We start from the raw sequence: 17,809 nt of genomic DNA, 5'->3' as shown, positions 1-17,809 counted from the left end.
GTTAAAACGTCATTGCGAGCGCAGCGAAGCAATCCATAGTGAAGCAAGCTGGATTGCTTCGTCGCTGACGCTCCTCGCAATGACGGCAGGAGCAGTTGTAGTGTTGTGTGAGTGAGTGCGTATTCGATGGCCCTTGCGGCGACAGCCGGGAACTCCCTCCCGTCGATGACGGCAGCGCCCGGCGTGCTGGCGCTGCAGCGCGCGCTGGTATGGCTGGTTGGCGCCTCGGGCGCGATCGTGTTCATCGAGCCCAGCCCCTATGAGCTGGCGACGCTGACGGCGGCCGTCCTGTTCTTTGCCACCGGGTTGCGGCTGCGGCTGGTCTTCATACCGCTGTTGCTGCTGCTGTTCCTGCTCAATGTCGGCTACTCGATCGGCGCCATCGCCGTGATAGACCGGCCGGGGGTCCCCAACTGGATCGCGACCTCCTGGTACATGGCGGTCACCGTGATCTTCTTCGCGATGGTGGTGTCGGAAGACACCGAAGCCCGGCTCGACATGCTGCGCCGCGGCCTGATCGTGGGCGGAATGATCGCGGCGATCGCGGGCGTCGCCGGCTATTTCAACCTCGTCCCCGGTGGCTACGACCTGCTGACGCTCTATGGCCGCGCGCGCGGTACCTTCAAGGACCCGAACGTGCTCGGCGCGTTCCTGGTCCTGCCGGCGCTGTTCGCGCTGCAGAGCGTGATGTCGGATCGTCTGGGAAAATCCCTCCGCAGCACCATCGCGCTCGGCATCATGACGCTTGCGATCCTGCTGGCGTTTTCGCGCGCGGCGTGGGGCGGGCTCGTCATCACCGCTGCCTTCATGCTGGTGCTGATGGTGCTGACCAGCCAGTCGTATGCGCAGCGCTCGCGCATCATCGTCATGACCCTGGTCGCCATCGTTATCGTGGTGGCGCTGGTCGGCGTGTTGCTGTCGTTCGAATCCATCGGCGAAATGTTCAAGCAGCGCGCGAGCCTGGGCCAAAGCTATGACTCGGGCCGCTTCGGCCGGTTCGGCCGGCATATCCTCGGCGCCGAGATGGCGCTCGACCTGCCGTTCGGCATCGGTCCGCTGCAGTTCAACCGCTACTTTCCCGAGGACACTCACAATTCCTATCTGAACGCCTTCATGTCCGGCGGCTGGATCGCGGGCATCTGCTATCCGACGCTGGTGTTCGTCACCGTGATCATGGGGTTCCGGCACGTCTTCGTCCGGGTGCCCTGGCAGCGCGCCTATCTCGCGGTATTCGCGGCCTTTCTGGGCACGGTCGGCGAGAGCTTCGTCATCGACACCGACCACTGGCGGCATTTCTGGATGATGCTGGGGGCGATGTGGGGCTTGTTCGCCGCCGCGCACCGCTACAGGGCGGACGGAGATCAGGCGCTCGCGGCGCCTGATCCGCGCGTGGCCGCGTAGGCTTACTTCTCCACCGCGAACGTCAGCCCGGCGTGATCGACCAGGCGCTTGATCAGCTTGTGGCCCATGGCGGCACCGGGGGTCCAGATCCCTGCGGGAACGTCCGGCGTATCGCGCAGCAGGCAGATCGCGCATTCCGAGATCATCTTGGAAGTCGATCCGTAGCCGGGATCGCGGTCGCCCTTGACCGCAGCGCGGGCCTGACGCCCGTCGGGCCCGAACGCGACGAACAGCAGATCATAGAAACCGGACTCGCGCTCCTCCTTCGAGGGTCCCTCGCCCGGCTTCGGCCCGCTGGAGGGCCCCATCTTCTCGGCGTTGATGGCGGCAGCAACGCGCTTGGCGGTCTCTTCGCCCTTCTCGCCTGGCCCCGTCAGCACCATCTCGTCGTAAACAAAATCCCTGCCATAGGGAAAACCCATCAAGACGTTGGAGCGGTGCACATTGCGGGTGTTGATGGTCGCCATCACAAACGGCGCGGTCCAGGAATTGAGTTCCGCGTCGAAGATCGGCTTGTTTCCCGGCGGCTGCTTCGGGCCTTCAAAGCCCGGTGTCAGCGCGAAAGGATTCCTCAAGAGCGCGACCAGGCTGAGATCGCGCGCCGTCGCCACGAAGGTCGCCTTCATGCTCGCCGCAGTGCCACCGGACAACGTGCCCTTCATGGCGCGGACCCGGCCCTTCACGCGGTTGGCCGGCGCGCCGAACATTTTCTTCGCTTCTTCCTGCACATAGAACACGCCGAGCTCGAACGGCACCGAATCGTAGCCGCAGGAAAACACGATTCGCGCACCGCTCGCTTTGGCCGCCGCCTCGTGCGTTTCGATCATTTGGCGCATCCAGAGCGGCTCGCCGCAGAGATCGAAATAGTCGGTGCCCGACGCCACACAGGCCGCAAGCAGATCCGAGCCATAGAGCTGATACGGCCCGACGGTCGAGATAACAGACTTGGCCTGCCCGACCATGGCTTTCAACGAAGCGGGATCGCTGGCGTCGGCGACGATCAACGGCATGTCGGCCGGCGCGCCGATCGCATCGCGCACCGTCGCGAGCTTCTCCCTGCTGCGTCCGGCCATCGCCCATTTCAGATTGCCGTCGCCCTTGTAATGCGCGGCGAGATATTCGGCGACGAGCTGGCCGGTGAAACCGGTGGCGCCATAGACAACGATGTCGAATTTCGACGAAGCCATAATTGAGTTCCCTTGAATTCACCTGTCATTCCGGGGCGCGCGTTAGCGCGAACCCGGAATTTCGAGATTCTCCGGTGCGCAAGTGCGCACCATAGTTCGATGCTTCGCATCGCCCCGGAATGACGGACTGTCTACTTCTTCCCCGCATACGACACACCCATGCCGGCGCGCACGTCGTTCTGGATGCCATAGGGCGCGATCGGATAGCGCAGGCCGTTTTTGGCGAGCTGCTTCATACCCGCGATCGCCTTGGCCAGATGCGAAGGCTGCAGCGCCATTAGCATCTCCTCATCCGGCACGCCACCATAGCGGCGCTCGGCAAAGCACGGCAGCGACAGGCTGGGCTCGCCGGTCTTGAGCGCGCGGCCCCATGAATCGGCGCAGGCGGTCTCGCCGACCACGCCCCATTCGAACTTCCTGTATCCGGTGTATTGCAGGCCGTTGATGAGGATAATCATCTGGCCGGGCGTGGCGTAGACCAGGCAGATGTCCGGCGGATTGAGCCGGCCGCTCGACAGCGGGCTCACCGCCAGCGCCTGGTATTTTCCGAAGGCGACGACATCCAGCGCCTCCTGGCGCTTGCGCGCGTCCTCGGCCGTGCCATGCCAGACGCCGACATAGGATTTTCCCTCCAGCCACTGCTCGTCCTGCGGCGCGAGGCCAATCACGGCGCGGCATTGCGCGCCGACGAGGTCCTCGCCGGTGATGCCGACGGTCCAGCCCAGCCGCGAGGCCATGCTGACGATCTGGTCGGTAGTGTGCACGGCCGTCGGACGCCGGATCTTCGGAATCGCCGCCATCTCTTCGACGGTTGCGAACATCTTCATGCCGATCACGGTGGTCTTGAGCCGAAGCAGGCTGTTCAGATCGGCCACCATGCCGGCCAAATCGAACTGTTCCGGCGGCGTCTGCTGTTGCATGGCGTAAACTCCCAAATCGGCGGGCCAAGGCGCGCCTGTTGCGGCGATCCTAGCCCGATTGTTTCGATGTTGCGACAAGGCCTTCGTTCGAAAATGCTATAGGTCAGCCCGGCCCCGGCAACAACACATCGATCTTGCCGGTGAGCCAGTAAGCGGCGAGCCCCAGCCATTCGCGGACGCCGACGTTGACGCGGTCCAGTCCATCCAGCGACAGGGCCGCGAACCGCAGAACATCCCCGCGGCCGCCGACCCGCCAGTCGACCGGATACGCCTCCACGGCAAATCCGGCCTTTCGAAACAGGCCGATGGAACGCGGCATATGGTAGGCGGATGTGACCAGCAGCCACCGCTCGCCGTCTTTCGGCGCGGCAATCGCCCGGGAGAATTCGGCGTTCTCCTGGGTATTGCGCGAGCGCCGCTCCATGATCAGGCGTTCTCGGGAGATGCCGAGGCTTTCGAACAGCGAAGCGGCGTAATCGGCTTCCCTGGCATCGTTCGAGATCAGATGCCCGCTGCCGCCGGTAAACAGGATACGGCTGTTGGGATAGCGATGGGCCAGCGCCGCCGACGCGATGATGCGGTCCGCGGCGCCACCGACCACGACAACGCCATGCGCGGTCGAAACATCCGCGTAGATCGAGCCGCCGAGCACGACGATGCCGTCGGGCGCGCCGCGCGAGGCATCCCAGGCCGGAAATCGCTGCTCGAGCGGATAAAGCAGCAGGTACCCCAGCGGCGAAAATCCGCAGATCGCCAGCAACGCGACCGAAACAATCAAGAGCCTGCGTCCGGCAGAGGCAAATCGCGTGGCCAGTAGAGCTGCGCCTGCCAGACCGATGCCGATCAGGAAATTGGTCGGCAACAGCATGATGCCGAGGGTCTTGGAGAGCAGAAAAAACAATGCGAATTCTCTATCCGATGGATGTCAGGCCGAACCTCATATTCAGTGTCATACGCGGGCTTGACCCGCGTATCCATCTAACTTCGTAATACGCATTCTTCAAACGAAGATGGATTGCCGGGTCAAGCCCGGCAATGACGAGTAAGGTCGACGAGAAAGCCCCGTCATGACGCATCATCATCTGCATTCCAGCCCCGAAACCTGCCACTGGGGCTTTTTCGAAGCAAAACTGAAGCCCGTGCTCACCATCGCCAGCGGCGATGAAGTGACCATCGACACCATCAGCGGCGGCCCGGACGTGGTGCCGGACCGCAGCAAATTTCACGTTCCGCCCGAACTCGACGCGGTGCATGCCAACAACGAGCGGATGGTGCCCGGTCATATCCTGACCGGGCCGGTCGCGATCGCGGGCGCCGAGCCCGGCGACGTGCTGGAGGTCGATATTCTCGATGTGCAGCTCCGGCAGGACTGGGGCTATAACCTGATCCGGCCGCTGGCCGGCACCCTGCCCGACGATTTCCACGAGACCCGGCTGCTCAACATCCCGCTTGACCAGAGGCGCATGGTCGGGCGGCTGCCCTGGGGCCTCGACCTGCCGCTAAAACCGTTTTTCGGGGTGATGGGCGTGGCGCCGCCGCCGGCCTGGGGCCGCATCACCTCGCTGATTCCGCGCGCGACGGGCGGCAATCTCGACAACAAGGAACTGGTGCCCGGCGCCAAGCTCTATTTGCCGGTGTTCGTGCCGGGCGCGCTGTTTTCCTGCGGCGACGGCCACGGCGTACAGGGCGACGGCGAGGTCTGCGTCACCGCGATCGAGACCGCGCTGCAGGGCCGCTTCAAGCTGACGCTGCGCAAGGACCTGCGGCTCGACTACCCCCGCGCCGAGACGCCGGATCACTACATGACGATGGCGATGGATCCCGACCTCGACCAATGCGTGGTGCGGGCGCTACGCGACATGATCGTACTGCTCGGGGAAAAGCGCAATCTGTCGCGCGAGGACGCCTACACCCTCTGCAGCCTCGCCGCCGATTTGCGCGTGACCCAGACGGTGAACGGTTCCAAGGGCATTCACTGCATGATCGCGAAGGCGGTGGTGCACGGGTGAGAGGTGCGTTGGGTGCACAGCTCCCGATACCGTCATTGCGAGCGGAGCGAAGCAATCCACAGCCAGGACAACGGTGATAATGGATTGCTTCGTCGCTTCGCTCCTCGCAATGACGTCAAGATGCGCAGCCGCCGCTCCCGATGAGGTACGAGGTCACCCCAGCCGCCAGCCGACTTCGGCGACGAAGCTCTGGTAAAACTCCGGCGTGTAGGCCTGCTCCGGCGTCTGCCGCACCCGCTCGTCGAGCTTGTGGGCGTCGTCGCCGACCAGGATGCGCCAGCGCTCGGCCTTGACGCCGTCGAGGATGATCTTCGCGGCCTGCGCCGCCGTGGTCGGCGCCTCGTCACGGAAGCTGCGGGCGCGGTCAAGCGCGATCTTCTGGATGTCGTCGTCCGACATCACGGCGGTGTCCATCCCCATGCCCTTGAGCCGCTGCCGCGCCGACAGCAGTTCGTTCGGGCTCAGTAGCTCGGATTCGGTGCCGCTCTGGATCTTGCGGGAGTTGGAGACGATCGAGGTGCCGATATGGCCGGGCATCACGACCGAGCATTTGATATGCGGCGCGTTCAGCCTGAGATCGTTCATCAGCGCTTCGGTAAAGCCCTTCACCGCGAATTTCGCAGCGCTGTAGGCGGTGTGCGAGACTCCCAACCCGACCGAGGCCCAGAAGCCGTTGACGCTGGAAGTATTGACGATGTGAGCCTCGTCGGCCTTCATCAGCATCGGCAGGAAGGTGCGGACGCCGAGATAGACCCCGCCCCAGCAGATGTTGAAGGTTTTTTCCCACTGCTCCCGCGTGTTGGTGAACATGCTGCCGCCGCCGCCGATGCCGGCGTTGTTGAACAGAAGGTGGATCTTGTCGGTCGCCTGCTGCTCGGCGATTTCGTCGCGAAAGCGCTTGAGCTGATCTTCGATGGAAACGTCGGCGATATGGGTGGTGACGCGCAGGCCCTGCGGCAGCTTCTCGACCTCGCACAGCCGCTTGGTTTCCGCCATCGCGTCGGCGGAGACGTCGCACATCGCGACGTTGCAGCCCTCGGCGACGAGCTGGCGCGCCAGTTCGCGGCCCATGCCCGTGCCGCCTCCGGTGATGACAGCGATCTTTCCGGCAAAATCCTTCATGTCTCTCCCTTTCGCGCCGCCTGGCTCGACGGCCTTCTTTTGACTTCCCGATTTATGTAACGCCAATCAAAGCAGATGTCTCGCCAGCTCCCGAAACATCATCCGGTTGCCTTCCACCGAGAAATGATCGTCGCCGAGGATGAAGAGGTGCTCGTACCAGTTCTTGTCGGCCTCGGTGGCGGCGAAGAAGACCGGAAACAGGTTGATGAAGGCCTTGCAGCGGCCCTCGCAGAACTCGCGCCACAGCGAAATCTGCGGGCTGTTGCGATCGCCCTGCGCCAGTTGCTGCGCCCAGGGGTAGACGACGACGGTCAAAGGAATGTTTCTGGCGGCGAGCAGATCGGACAACGCCCGCATGTTCTGCCGGGAACGCTGGATACCGCCCTCGACGCCGAGCGGCTTGTAATCCCTGGCCACGTCCAGCCCCGGAATGGTCCAGCCGATGCGGGTGTGGTCGTTATCGATCGCCCGCCTGCGGTTGCCGAGCCAGGACTGGATCGACCGCTTGATGGAAATGCGCACCCGGTTGGTGACCACGAAACGATCGATGAAGAAGTCGCTCTTCTTCGGCGCCGCCGCGACTTCCAGCAACGGCGCTGCCGGCGAGGCCGCCACCGGCTGCGCGGAGCCTTCCGCGGAACTGCAATGCGCGCGGTATTTGGGATCATCGTCGATGCAGAAATAGGAATTCGCCTCGTCCGTCACGTCGGAGGTGTCGGAAAACACCACCACCTCGTCGAACTGCAGCCCGATATCCAGCAGGTATTTGATCTTCTTGTAGTAGATAACAGGCGAGTAGGACGCGACGCCGGCGTTGAGAAACTCGACCTGCTCGCTGCGCTGCTGCCCGGCCTGTTGCAGCAGGCCGGCGAAGGAGTCCTCGAAACGCATGCCGATCGCCTCGACGAAGGAATCGCCGATCAGCAGCACGCGGCGCGATGCCGGTTTCATCGGTATGTTTCGAACCGAAGCATCCTTGAAGCCGAGGCTGTTGGTGACCAGCCGGTGGCGCAGTTCGCCCCAGACGTCGTGACCGTCGAAGTCGGCCGCAAAGCCGTGGTCGTAGATCGGATTGGCGATCCGGGCCGCCCGGGCCTTTTCCTCGCCCCGGGTCAGGCTCGACCAGGCGAAATCAAACGCCAGAAACAGCGCCAGGCAATAGAAGAACATACCGGTGTAAGTGAGGGCCCGCCGCAGGGTGAACCAGGCGAACAGTCCGTCCAAAAACGACCGGAAAGCCAGCTTATCGGACATTACCTCTCAACTCACATCGGGAGGGACGCCTTTTCCGGCTTCCCGGAACGGACTGCAAAGCATAAAAGCTTCCAGAGCGGAAGAACGGGCGATCCTCGATTCCGCATATCTTGTATGGGCTAAACTCAGGCATGGTTGACGGCGATCCCCGATCAAAAACGAAGCAGGCGACCCACGAGGTCTTTTCCCGGGAGGAAAAGATCGTGGCCGGCTCCGACCGTTCGTTCGGACTGGTGATGGCGGCGGCGTTCGCGGCCGTGTCCCTGCTGAACGCCTGGCATGTTGGGCGGATATGGCCATGGACGGGCGGCGTCGCCGCGCTGTTTCTGGCCGCGGCCCTGCTTCGCCCCGGTTTCCTCAATCCGCTCAACCGGCTCTGGCTGAAATTCGGCCTGCTGCTGCACGGCGTGGTCAACCCCGTGATCATGGCGATGTTGTTCTACGGCACCGTGCTGCCGACCGGCCTCGTGATGCGCGCGCTGGGCAAGGATATCTTGCGGCTCAAGCGGCAGCCGGACGCGGCAAGCTACTGGATCGTGCGGCAGCCCCCAGGGCCGGCGCCCGAGACGATGAAAGATCAATTCTAAGGGACCGTCATTGCGAGCGCAGCGAAGCAATCCATGTCGCCTAGCAAAGAAAGAATGGATTGCTTCGTCGCTTCGCTCCTCGCAATGACGACAAAGGGAAAATGATGGAATTCCTGGCTGAACTCTGGCGCTTCATGCGCGTGCGAAAGAAATTCTGGCTGCTGCCGATCCTGATCATGATGGTGGTGTTCGGCGGCCTCGTGGTGCTGACCAAGGGCTCCGCGATCGCGCCGTTTATCTACACGCTGTTCTAGCCGACGCGATGCGCATTCTCGGCATTTCCGCTTTCTATCACGACAGCGCGGCGGCGCTGATCGAGGACGGCCGCATCGTCGCCGCGGCCCAGGAGGAACGTTTCACCCGCCGCAAGCACGACCCGTCGTTTCCGCACAACGCCATCGCCTATTGTCTGGAAGAAGCCGGCATCGCGGCCGACGGCCTCGACCACGTCGTGTTCTACGACAAGCCGTTCCTCAAATTCGAGCGGCTGCTGGAGACCTATATCGCGCTGGCGCCGCGTGGGTTTCGCTCGTTCAAGATGTCGATCCCGCTGTGGCTGAAGGAAAAGCTGTTCCAGAAGAGCTTGTTGCGCGACGAGCTGAAGCAGTTTTCACCGGATTTCGACACCGGCCGGCTGCTGTTCTGCGAGCATCACTTGAGCCATGCAGCGTCGGCCTTCTTCCCCTCGCCGTTCGAGAGCGCGGCGGTGCTGACCATGGACGGCGTCGGCGAATGGGCGACCACCTCGGCGGCGATGGGCAACGGCAGCCGCCTCGAAATCTTCCAGGAGATCCACTTTCCGCATTCGCTCGGCCTGCTCTATTCGGCCGCCACCTATTACACCGGCTTCAAGGTCAACTCCGGCGAATACAAGGTGATGGGGCTCGCGCCCTATGGCGAGCCGAAATACGCACAACTCATTCTCGACCATCTGATCGACCTCAAGCCGGACGGCTCGTTCCGGCTCGACATGTCGTATTTCGACTATTGCACCGGCTTCACCATGACCAACGACCGCTTTGCGAGGCTGTTCGGTCAGCCGGTGCGCAGCCCGGACCAGTTGCTGACGCCGTTCCACATGGATGTCGCGGCCTCGATCCAGGCGGTGCTGGACGAGGCGGTGCTGCGGCTGACGCGCAGCCTCGCCAAACAGACCGGTTCGAAAAACCTGTGCCTTGCCGGCGGCGTGGCGCTGAATTGCGTCGCCAACGGCAAGGTGCTGCGCGACGGCCATTTTGAAAATATCTGGATCCAGCCCGCGGCGGGCGACGCCGGCGGCGCGGTCGGGTCGGCGCTCGCGGCCCATCACATCTTCAAGGGCCAGCCGCGCCAGACCAACGGCGCCGACGGCATGGCCGGCTCCTATCTCGGCCCGCACTTCTCGCAGGCCGAGATCGAGCGGAGGTTGACGGCCGCGGGCGCCAAATTCGCGGTGCTCGATGAAGCCGCGATGCTGGAGGCCACCGCGCAGGCGCTGGCCGCGCAACAGGCCGTCGGCTGGTTTCAGGGCCGGATGGAATTCGGGCCGCGCTCGCTCGGCGCGCGTTCGATCCTCGGCGATGCGCGCTCGCCCGCGATGCAGAAGACCCTCAATCTGAAGGTGAAGTACCGCGAGAGTTTTCGGCCTTTCGCGCCGGCGGTGCTGCGCGAGGACGTCTCGGACTGGTTCGATCTTAGATCCGACAGCCCCTACATGCTTGTCGTCGCCGACGTCAGACGGGAAAAACATCGCCGGATGACGCCGGAGGAACAGGCGCTGTTCGGCATCGACAAGCTCAATGTCTCGCGTTCGGAAATCCCTGCCGTGACGCATGTCGATTATTCCGCGCGGATCCAGACCGTGCACCGCGACACCAATCCGCTGTTCCACCGGTTGCTGAGCGCCTTCAAGGCCAGGACCGGCTGCCCGGTGCTGGTCAACACCTCCTTCAACGTCCGCGGCGAGCCGATCGTCTGCACGCCCGAAGACGCCTTCCGCTGCTTCATGGGCAACGAACTCGATCTGCTCGTGGTCGGCAACTGCGTGCTGCAGAAGGAAGAGCAGGATCCGGGGCTGAAGGTGGATTACAGTGTGGGGTTCGAGGCGGATTGAGAATTAGGCCGCGTGACGTTGCGACTCCTTTTCAATCTGATCAGCTTCTAGAAAAGCGCTTCGTGCGGCATCAGACGGGACATGCGGCTTTAAAGAGGTCAATATTGCTGCGCGCTGTTCGAGAGGTAGAGCTACCCCGTGCTTTTCGTTAACATAAACTGCAGTTGCAATTCTTTCCAATTCGCCCACGCCCTTACGTCCCAACTTCGACGCGATGAAGTCAAGCTTGCGTGCGAAACTGCCGTCTCTGACGACCGAACGAGTAAGAGCAATCGCATCCTCAGACAGTTCCAACGAGGGGCCATAGGGCGGCCTTGAGCGGACGTAAACGAACTCGTCAGCTATCAAACCCTGTAGGTGCTCCGAAAGCTCAAAAGAATATGGGCCGTGCTTGTAAAGAATGAATTTGAAATTTGAAGGCACGCCGAACAATTGTTGGCACAAGAAGAGCGTCTTTTGAACGTGTGTTTCTCCGCACCAGCTCCCATTGGTCTTCAGCGCGTTCATCACATAAAGGACTATTGATGTTTGATTGGGGGCGCTCATGACGCGACTTCCTCAACTGGAGTGATGATCTTTTCCCGATTCGACTTCAGAAAACTAGTGGCGTTCGCGAGAATCGTGCGATCACACAGAATCAAATCAAATGTGGCAGATGGTATCTTCTGAAGCGTTTCGGAGAGGTTAAGAGAAGACTCGATACTGTTGTCGGCACGCAGCACCGGGAAATCCAAAGCAGCAGCGCGCGGAGGGTAACTGTCTCTGCGGATGCTGTCGGCACCAAACTCCGCAACGAGCGAATCAAAGATTAGGTCAACAGCAGATCGGTTAATCTTTTGATCTGTTGGGCTACGTTCGTAAAGCCTTTTAAAATGTTGCCTTTCGACGAATCGCTTAGCGTGGACGTGCCCTGCCAAGCTAGAATCGCGCGCGGCTCCTAGCAAAGCTGCCATCACTTCATTGTCCGTATATCGCAGATGGTCTTCGCTGTTTGTCGGAAAGTAGCCTTTAAGCCAATCCTTCAGGAAGTCTTTGAGATGAATATCGTAGGCTCTTCTGACGTGGTGGAAGTAAACCTGCTTGTACATGAAGTATCGTGCGAGAGACATCGCTTCGGCTGCCTCCAAGCCACCGGCTTCGATTCCAAGCCAAGGTTCGGAGGAGTCCGATTCTTGGTCGCTCCTAGGGAGAATCCGGAGCGTTTGGAGTAGCCGATGATGATCGAAGCGTCCGTAGACCACCCCTGCGTGATAAGCATCTCGGAGCAGATAATCGATCCGATCGACACCGAACGCATCCCCAACAATGATTTCGGATAGCAGAGTCTCCCAAACCGAAAATGCGATGTCCGGCGCAAACTCGGACAGCTTTTTCGGACCGATCGCGATCTTTGCGACATGGTCGGGGTTTATGGGCGGCACCGAATTTTGAAAGATCTGCCGCATCTCCTGCGAATTGATTAGATCGAAGGTGAGGCGTTCGTGATTCCAGCCTTTCGGCAAGAGGTCATGTTCTGCTGCATGCGAGAAAGGTAGATGACCGATGTCGTGGCACAAGGCCGCAAGTCGAACGACCCTTCGCCAGTAGCCCAACTGATGATCGCCAGGCATCTCCGGTCGAATTAGATAATGAACATTTGAGGGGTGCATGACGACGTCGAACACCACGCCAGCCAAGTGCATCACACCAAGGGAGTGTTCGAATCTTCGATGCGTGGCGCCGGGGAACACCAAATATGACGCGGCGCGTTGATGTATCTGTCTCAGCCTTTGAAACGGGCGAGCGTCAACAACGCATCGTTCATCACTATCCAGTGTGACGAACACATGAACCGCATCCCGAAATTCGTGGTTATGCTTCAACGCTTTCGCTTCCCTGCAGCTTTTTCATAGCAATCTATGGCGGCCGAAAGTATCGGGCCCGTCGACAGATCACAGCTATTTCCGGACAGCTAAGCATAGAACATAATGGGAACAAAACAACCCAAACAAGGCGAAGCCTAATCTGGCCCGAGCCCGCAACTCAAAACCATCAGTAAGCGAGACAGGCGAACGAGAGCGCTACCCTGTGCTGATGTTGAATATGTGCGATTCCCGGCTAAGTATTGGTCGGAGCGAGAGGATTTGAACCTCCGACCCCTAGTCTCCCAGACTAGTGCGCTAACCGGGCTGCGCCACGCTCCGATGCCGTTCCATTAGCTTCGATCAGGCCCGCGCGCAAGGAGCTAGCAAGGCGCGATCGGGGCCCGCGGACGGGCGCCACGAAACCCGGTTCCCCTGGATCGTGCCGGCTGGCGCGGGATGGGATCAGGTGGGGCGCGACGACGGGCCATTCTTCTTCTCGTGCCCGGGCGCGTCCAGACATCTTACTTTGCATGGGGTTGTTTTCGCGATTTTTTGTAATGGCCCTGTGCAGGCGCTGCGCCGCGTCCGGGGCACGAGATCGTTGGCGCCTTGCGCTTACGGCGAACCGATCCGCCGCAAGTGCGGGGCCGCATCCTTCGAGACGCCCCGCTTCGCGGGGCTCCTCAGGATGAGGTCCTCGACCCTCATGGTGAGGAGCGCGGCAACGCCGCGCATCTCGAACCATGAGCGCCCAGAAGGGCCGGCTAGCCGTCCTTCAGCGCGGAATCCAGCAGTTCCCGGCAGGCGATCAGGTCGGCCAGCACGTTCTGCAGGCGGGCGACGTCGAGCGGGCGCGGGCCGGCGACGCCGGGGATGGGGCCGGCGTCCAGCGCGGCGATGCCGTCCTCGTCGGTGTCGAGCAGGCGGAAATCGATGCCGTCGGCGTTCTCGTAGTCATCGTCATCGAGGTCGACGCCGGGCGTGGCTTGCTCGTCCCCTTCCGAGAGGCTGCGTCCGACCGCCTCCTCGATCGCGCCGAACGAGGCCGCGTTATTGGCGTCGGCCAGGCGCTGCACCGAGCCGATACCGTGCTCCTTGAGGATCCGCTGCACGCCGCGGATGGTGTAGCCCTCGCCGTACAGCAGCCGGCGGATGCCGCGCAGCAGGTCGACGTCGTCGGGGCGATAATAGCGCCGGCCGCCGCTGCGCTTCATCGGCTTGATCTGGGTGAACCGCGTCTCCCAGAACCTCAGCACGTGCTGGGGAATGTCGAGGTCGTCGGCGACCTCGCTGATGGTTCGGAACGCATCCGGCGCCTTGTCCAAATGCCCGCTCCCTGTTGGGTGGTCCGATAAAAGGACTACTCGGCCTTGTTGCCGTCGCCGTTGCCGGTGTGCTGGCCGTTGATCCGCTGCTTCAGAATGGCCGACGGCTTGAACACCATCACGCGACGCGGAGAAATCGGCACCTCGGTGCCGGTCTTCGGATTGCGGCCGATACGCTGGCCTTTCTTGCGCACCATGAACGAGCCGAACGATGACAGTTTTACCGTCTCGCCCTTCTCCAGGCAGTCGGTGATCTCTTTTAGGACCAGTTCGACAAAGGCCGACGACTCCGTGCGCGACAAGCCCACCTTCTGGTAGACGGCCTCGCACAGATCCACACGTGTGACTGTTTTTCCGGTTCCGGTCATCGCCTGCCCCGCACTCTCGGCGAACAATATGTCGTTGAAATTACAAGGTTAACACACAACGGTCAACAGTGCTCATCATGCAGAAGCATGAAAGAGAACAACAATATGCGCGGATTTCTTAAGGCGGCGCTTACCAGCGCAGCAGCGCCGAGCCCCAGGTGAAGCCGCCGCCCATGGCCTCCAGCAGCACCAGATCGCCCTTCCTGACGCGTCCGTCCCGGACCGCGACCGCCAGCGCCAGCGGGATCGACGCCGCCGAGGTGTTGCCGTGCAGATCGACCGTCAGCACCACTTTCTCGGGCGCAATATGCAGCTTGTGCGCCGAAGCGTCGATGATTCGCTTGTTGGCCTGGTGCGGCACGAACCAGTCGATATCGGCGGCCGAGGTGCCGGTGGCCTTGAACGCATCCACGATGACGTCGGTGATCATGCCGACCGCATGCTTGAACACTTCGCGGCCTTCCATCCGGAGATGGCCCACCGTGCGGGTCGAGCCCGGACCGCCATCGACGTAGAGTTTCGACTTGTGCCGGCCGTCGGAACGCAGATGCGTGGTCAACAGGCCGCGGTCCAGGGATGTGCCCGGCTGCGGCTGCGCTTCCAGCACCACGGCGCCGGCGCCGTCGCCGAACAGCACGCAGGTGCCGCGGTCGCTCCAGTCGAGAATCCGCGAAAACGTCTCGGCGCCGATCACCAGCGCGCGCCTGTAGGCGCCACAGCGCAGGAAATTGTCGGCGGTCGCCAGCGCGAAGATGAACCCCGAGCAGACCGCCTGCAGGTCGAACGCCGCGCCATGGTGGATGCCGAGCTCGTTCTGTACGGCGACCGCGGTGGCGGGAAAGGTGTTGTCCGGCGTCGAGGTCGCCAGCACGATCAGATCGATCGACTGGGCGTCAATCCCGGCATTGGCCAGCGCCGCACGCGCGGCGTGGACCGCAAGGTGCGAGGTGAACTCGCCTTCGGCGGCGATGTGGCGCTGCCGGATGCCGGTGCGCTGCACGATCCACTCGTCCGAGGTATCGATCCGCGCAGCCAGTTCGGCATTGGTCAGGATCCGCTGCGGCAAATAGGAACCGCAGCCGAGCACGACCGAACGTAATGCAGTCACGAGACAGCCTCCTGCGCGGTCTGCGCAAGCGCGCTGCCGTCACGATGTAGCATTTGATTGATCTTGTTGAGGAGATCGTAGCTGGCCATGTCATAGCCAACATCGATGGCGTAAGCAAAGCCGTCGGGGGTCGCGTCGCCGTGGCTTTTGACCACGATGCCGTTGAGGCCCAGGAAAACTCCGCCATTTGACTTGTTGGGATCGAGCTTGTCCTTCAGCGCCCTGAAGGCATTTCGGGCGAACAAATAGCCGATCTTGGAGCGCCAGGTTCGCGCCATCGCGGCGCGGAGGAATTCGGTCATCTGCCGCGCCGTGCCCTCGGCGACCTTGATGGAGATATTGCCGCTGAAACCCTCGGTGACGATGACGTCGGCGGCGCCCTTGCCGATGCCGCCGCCCTCGACGAAACCGATGAAGTTCAGCTGCGGCAGATCCAGATTGCGCAGCAACTCGGCGGCCTCCCGGATTTCCTCGCGCCCCTTCATTTCCTCAACGCCAATGTTAAGGAGGCCCACCGTGGGGCGCTCGAGGTCGAACAACACGCTGGCCATGGCGCCGCCCATCAGCGCCAGCGTCTTCAGGTGCTGGGCGTCGCCGCCGATGGTGGCGCCGACATCGAGGATCACCGAGTCGCCGCGCGCGGTCGGCCAGATCGCGGCAATGGCCGGACGCTCGATTCCGGGCAGCATGCGCAGACAGAACCGTCCCATCGCCATCAGCGCGCCGGTGTTGCCGGCGGACACCGCGACGTCGGCGTCGCCTTTCTTGACGGCGTCGATCGCCAGCCACATTGACGAGGTCTTGCGGCCACGGCGCAGCGCCTGGCTTGGTTTGTCATGCATGCTGACGGCGACGTCGGTATGAATGACGCGCGAAGCCGCCTTCAGCGCCGGATGCCTGGCGAGTTCGGCCTCGATCAGCTTGCTGTCGCCGAACAGCAGAAATTCGCTGTCGGGATGTCGGGTCAACGCAATAGCGGCGCCGGGGACGACAACCGATGCGCCGACGTCGCCACCCATGGCGTCAAGCGCGATTCGAACCTTTTTCGGCATGAACGTCCCGGAAACCTGATCTTCTGCTGCGGTCCTGAAGCACTCGGCCCCGGACAGGAAATCGCCATGAATGGCGGCGATCGGCGAAGCGCTACGCTGCGCCCCGGCCGGGCCGGGACAATACCGTGTCCCCTGCCTGACACAACCTCTTGACCGCTGCCTTTTGGGTTCCAAGCCCAATTCGAGCAGAATCGGTCAACATCGATAACTCCATATAACTCAGCCTCTTATAGAATACTCTTACATCGATGCGGTATCCATTTCCACCGGAATGCGAGTCCGGGGCCGATTCAGCCGCGCTTTAGCGCCGGTCTGGTCCCGCCTCAGCCCTTCCTGGGCTTCTTCGCTCCGGGCGGTTTTTTGTCGATCTTGAGCGCCTTCAGCGCGGCAAACGGATGATCCTCGGGATTGTCGGGCACCACCGGCGGCTCGAACACCGCGTCCGGCTTGCGCGGATAGGGATCGACCGCGAGGAACAGCGCGTCGGTGGCGAGCCGGCCGAGATCGATCACGCCGTTCTCGATCGGCTCCGGCGGGTCCGGGATTTCCTCGTCGCTCTCGGCGGCGTCATCGACCAGATCAGACAATTGCGGAATTTGCTCCGGCGGCGCGAAGATCAGATCGATCGCTTCGTCGATGTCGTTCTCGATCGGATCGAGCGTCACCACACAGGTCTGCCCGACCCGCGCCCGAACGCGCCCGGTGACCTGAAAACGGCCGCCGCTTTTCGGGACCACATCGAGCGAAGCGCTTGCGAAGAGAACTCCGCGCAAGCCGCCCACCTCGGCGATGGCCTCGCGGATGGCCTTGTCGGCTTCGATGTCGCGATGCAATCCGGTCTCCGGGATCTGCGCCACGGCGACGGGAACGCGCCAGGGATCGGCTCTGTCTGTCATGTCGGTCATTCTGTTCATGGCTCGGCGCCCGCGGGAGTTGGCGAAGGGAATTTCCACGATCCGCCCAGCACGGCCGCCTCGTCCAGCCGTTCGAGCGCGGCAATGGCCGCCTCGGCATAGACCGCAAGCTGCCGGGCCTCGTCGAGGTGTTCGCCGTTCAGGATATTCTTGCACAGCGCCTGCGTCAGCGGCTCCCGGCCGGCGGTCAAAGCGAGGTCGTAGGCCGCCGACCGGCCGTAAAAGGCCTCCCCGAAGGCCTGCATCCGCTTCGGGACGGTGAGGTCGCCGACCCCCATTTCGCGCAAATTGGCATCCATATCGTCGCAGAAGCGATCGAATAGCGCCTGCGACAGGTCCGCCCCACCCTGCATCGGCCGCATCCGCCGCAATACCATCCACAAATGCAGCAGCAAGAGATCGAAACGGCCATTAACCGTGTCCGGGACGGCCAAGTCCCGATAAAACAAGGGTTCTCGCGCTTGCGTCACGATCATGCCATAGATGACCTCAATGGTGCCGCGCGAGGGCATCCGGGGTTTCCTGAAGTGATTGAACGGCCAAAGCATTGTGGGTTCCGCAGGCGAGCCCCCATGGTTTCCGTAGTGGGAGCCCGCGCTTGTTGCAATCCGGCGTGCTGCCCGGTA

18 protein-coding genes and 1 tRNA gene are annotated in these 17,809 nt (G+C 62.3%); 5 read left to right on the top strand and 14 right to left on the bottom strand.

The window, feature by feature from the left end; translation table 11 throughout:
* Positions 1–126 precede the first annotated feature (126 nt).
* Positions 127–1,401 carry an O-antigen ligase family protein gene (locus KMZ29_RS13190; RefSeq protein ID WP_215624033.1) on the top strand — a complete coding sequence of 425 codons (1,275 nt, stop codon included), beginning with the start codon at positions 127–129 and terminating at the stop codon, positions 1,399–1,401.
* A gap of 2 nt (positions 1,402–1,403) precedes the next feature.
* Here KMZ29_RS13190 and KMZ29_RS13185 read toward each other — a convergent pair whose 3' ends face one another.
* The 3 genes from KMZ29_RS13185 to KMZ29_RS13175 all read right to left on the bottom strand — a co-directional run bounded on the left by KMZ29_RS13185 (position 1,404) and on the right by KMZ29_RS13175 (position 4,409).
* Positions 1,404–2,588: a saccharopine dehydrogenase family protein gene (locus KMZ29_RS13185; protein ID WP_215624032.1), complete on the bottom strand. Its 1,185-nt coding sequence runs from the start codon at positions 2,586–2,588 to the stop codon at positions 1,404–1,406.
* A 131-nt stretch (positions 2,589–2,719) separates the two neighbouring features.
* Positions 2,720–3,508: a DUF169 domain-containing protein gene (locus KMZ29_RS13180; protein ID WP_215624031.1), complete on the bottom strand. Its 789-nt coding sequence runs from the start codon at positions 3,506–3,508 to the stop codon at positions 2,720–2,722.
* A 103-nt stretch (positions 3,509–3,611) separates the two neighbouring features.
* The gene (locus tag KMZ29_RS13175; RefSeq protein ID WP_215624030.1) at positions 3,612–4,409 is read right to left on the bottom strand and encodes a YdcF family protein; all 798 of its coding nucleotides are present in this window, start codon (positions 4,407–4,409) and stop codon (positions 3,612–3,614) included.
* A gap of 166 nt (positions 4,410–4,575) precedes the next feature.
* On the opposite strand from KMZ29_RS13175, the gene KMZ29_RS13170 reads away from it, so the two are divergent.
* Entirely contained in the window at positions 4,576–5,517 is a 942-nt protein-coding gene (locus KMZ29_RS13170; RefSeq protein ID WP_215624029.1) for an acetamidase/formamidase family protein, read from the top strand.
* A 153-nt stretch (positions 5,518–5,670) separates the two neighbouring features.
* Here KMZ29_RS13170 and KMZ29_RS13165 read toward each other — a convergent pair whose 3' ends face one another.
* Both KMZ29_RS13165 and KMZ29_RS13160 read right to left on the bottom strand, forming a co-directional pair.
* Complete coding sequence (locus KMZ29_RS13165) at positions 5,671–6,639, bottom strand: SDR family NAD(P)-dependent oxidoreductase (protein WP_215624028.1); 969 nt, start codon at positions 6,637–6,639, stop codon at positions 5,671–5,673.
* Positions 6,640–6,705: 66 nt separating this feature from the next.
* Positions 6,706–7,893 carry an SGNH/GDSL hydrolase family protein gene (locus tag KMZ29_RS13160; protein WP_215624027.1) on the bottom strand — a complete coding sequence of 396 codons (1,188 nt, stop codon included), beginning with the start codon at positions 7,891–7,893 and terminating at the stop codon, positions 6,706–6,708.
* A gap of 203 nt (positions 7,894–8,096) precedes the next feature.
* Between KMZ29_RS13160 and KMZ29_RS13155 the strand changes: the two genes are divergently transcribed.
* The 3 genes from KMZ29_RS13155 to KMZ29_RS13145 all read left to right on the top strand — a co-directional run bounded on the left by KMZ29_RS13155 (position 8,097) and on the right by KMZ29_RS13145 (position 10,572).
* A complete protein-coding gene (locus KMZ29_RS13155) occupies positions 8,097–8,480 on the top strand; it encodes a hypothetical protein (RefSeq protein WP_249779909.1) in 384 nt (127 codons plus the stop codon).
* 104 nt (positions 8,481–8,584) lie between these two features.
* The gene (locus tag KMZ29_RS13150) at positions 8,585–8,734 is read left to right on the top strand and encodes a DUF5989 family protein (RefSeq protein ID WP_215606419.1); all 150 of its coding nucleotides are present in this window, start codon (positions 8,585–8,587) and stop codon (positions 8,732–8,734) included.
* An 8-nt stretch (positions 8,735–8,742) separates the two neighbouring features.
* Complete coding sequence (locus KMZ29_RS13145) at positions 8,743–10,572, top strand: carbamoyltransferase family protein (protein ID WP_215624025.1); 1,830 nt, start codon at positions 8,743–8,745, stop codon at positions 10,570–10,572.
* A gap of 3 nt (positions 10,573–10,575) precedes the next feature.
* Here the strand turns inward: KMZ29_RS13145 and KMZ29_RS13140 are convergent, their stop codons facing one another.
* The 9 genes from KMZ29_RS13140 to KMZ29_RS13100 form a co-directional block, all read right to left on the bottom strand.
* Complete coding sequence (locus tag KMZ29_RS13140; protein ID WP_215624024.1) at positions 10,576–11,118, bottom strand: hypothetical protein; 543 nt, start codon at positions 11,116–11,118, stop codon at positions 10,576–10,578.
* Positions 11,115–12,434, bottom strand: a complete 1,320-nt coding sequence (locus KMZ29_RS13135; RefSeq protein WP_215624023.1) for an HD domain-containing protein — start codon at positions 12,432–12,434, stop codon at positions 11,115–11,117. Before KMZ29_RS13135 ends, KMZ29_RS13140 begins: the two co-directional genes overlap by 4 nt.
* Before the next feature lie 243 nt (positions 12,435–12,677).
* Positions 12,678–12,755: transfer RNA gene (locus tag KMZ29_RS13130), tRNA-Pro, on the bottom strand.
* Between the two features lie 425 nt (positions 12,756–13,180).
* Positions 13,181–13,741: a MerR family transcriptional regulator gene (locus KMZ29_RS13125; RefSeq protein ID WP_215624022.1), complete on the bottom strand. Its 561-nt coding sequence runs from the start codon at positions 13,739–13,741 to the stop codon at positions 13,181–13,183.
* Positions 13,742–13,776: 35 nt separating this feature from the next.
* Complete coding sequence (locus KMZ29_RS13120; RefSeq protein ID WP_215606417.1) at positions 13,777–14,109, bottom strand: integration host factor subunit alpha; 333 nt, start codon at positions 14,107–14,109, stop codon at positions 13,777–13,779.
* Between the two features lie 130 nt (positions 14,110–14,239).
* Positions 14,240–15,217 (bottom strand): beta-ketoacyl-ACP synthase III, encoded by a 978-nt coding sequence (locus KMZ29_RS13115; RefSeq protein ID WP_215624021.1) that lies wholly within the window; start codon positions 15,215–15,217, stop codon positions 14,240–14,242.
* A complete protein-coding gene (gene plsX / locus KMZ29_RS13110; protein ID WP_215624020.1) occupies positions 15,214–16,269 on the bottom strand; it encodes a phosphate acyltransferase PlsX in 1,056 nt (351 codons plus the stop codon). Before plsX ends, KMZ29_RS13115 begins: the two co-directional genes overlap by 4 nt.
* A 323-nt stretch (positions 16,270–16,592) precedes the next feature.
* The gene (locus KMZ29_RS13105; RefSeq protein ID WP_215624019.1) at positions 16,593–17,165 is read right to left on the bottom strand and encodes a YceD family protein; all 573 of its coding nucleotides are present in this window, start codon (positions 17,163–17,165) and stop codon (positions 16,593–16,595) included.
* A gap of 14 nt (positions 17,166–17,179) precedes the next feature.
* On the bottom strand, positions 17,180–17,731 hold the full coding sequence (locus tag KMZ29_RS13100) for a ubiquinol-cytochrome C chaperone family protein (RefSeq protein ID WP_215624018.1): 552 nt from the start codon (positions 17,729–17,731) through the stop codon (positions 17,180–17,182).
* Positions 17,732–17,809 lie beyond the last annotated feature (78 nt).

It is taken from the genome of Bradyrhizobium sediminis, from assembly GCF_018736085.1.
In the GTDB taxonomy this organism is placed as follows: Bacteria; Pseudomonadota; Alphaproteobacteria; order Rhizobiales; family Xanthobacteraceae; genus Bradyrhizobium; species Bradyrhizobium sediminis.
Note: the sequence above shows the minus strand (reverse complement) of the source record. Positions and strands in the feature narration are given on the sequence as shown.

What these genes read in the sequence shown, in the direction of transcription:
- KMZ29_RS13190 (WP_215624033.1), top strand. Translation starts at nt 127, where the DNA reads ATGGCCCTTGCGGCGACAGCCGGGAACTCCCTCCCGTCGATGACGGCA.
- KMZ29_RS13185 (WP_215624032.1), bottom strand. Translation starts at nt 2,588, where the DNA reads ATGGCTTCGTCGAAATTCGACATCGTTGTCTATGGCGCCACCGGTTTC.
- KMZ29_RS13180 (WP_215624031.1), bottom strand. Translation starts at nt 3,508, where the DNA reads ATGCAACAGCAGACGCCGCCGGAACAGTTCGATTTGGCCGGCATGGTG.
- KMZ29_RS13170 (WP_215624029.1), top strand. Translation starts at nt 4,576, where the DNA reads ATGACGCATCATCATCTGCATTCCAGCCCCGAAACCTGCCACTGGGGC.
- KMZ29_RS13165 (WP_215624028.1), bottom strand. Translation starts at nt 6,639, where the DNA reads ATGAAGGATTTTGCCGGAAAGATCGCTGTCATCACCGGAGGCGGCACG.
- KMZ29_RS13160 (WP_215624027.1), bottom strand. Translation starts at nt 7,893, where the DNA reads ATGTCCGATAAGCTGGCTTTCCGGTCGTTTTTGGACGGACTGTTCGCC.
- KMZ29_RS13150 (WP_215606419.1), top strand. Translation starts at nt 8,585, where the DNA reads ATGGAATTCCTGGCTGAACTCTGGCGCTTCATGCGCGTGCGAAAGAAA.
- KMZ29_RS13145 (WP_215624025.1), top strand. Translation starts at nt 8,743, where the DNA reads ATGCGCATTCTCGGCATTTCCGCTTTCTATCACGACAGCGCGGCGGCG.
- KMZ29_RS13140 (WP_215624024.1), bottom strand. Translation starts at nt 11,118, where the DNA reads ATGAGCGCCCCCAATCAAACATCAATAGTCCTTTATGTGATGAACGCG.
- KMZ29_RS13120 (WP_215606417.1), bottom strand. Translation starts at nt 14,109, where the DNA reads ATGACCGGAACCGGAAAAACAGTCACACGTGTGGATCTGTGCGAGGCC.
- plsX (WP_215624020.1), bottom strand. Translation starts at nt 16,269, where the DNA reads ATGCCGAAAAAGGTTCGAATCGCGCTTGACGCCATGGGTGGCGACGTC.
- KMZ29_RS13105 (WP_215624019.1), bottom strand. Translation starts at nt 17,165, where the DNA reads ATGACAGACAGAGCCGATCCCTGGCGCGTTCCCGTCGCCGTGGCGCAG.
- KMZ29_RS13100 (WP_215624018.1), bottom strand. Translation starts at nt 17,731, where the DNA reads ATGCTTTGGCCGTTCAATCACTTCAGGAAACCCCGGATGCCCTCGCGC.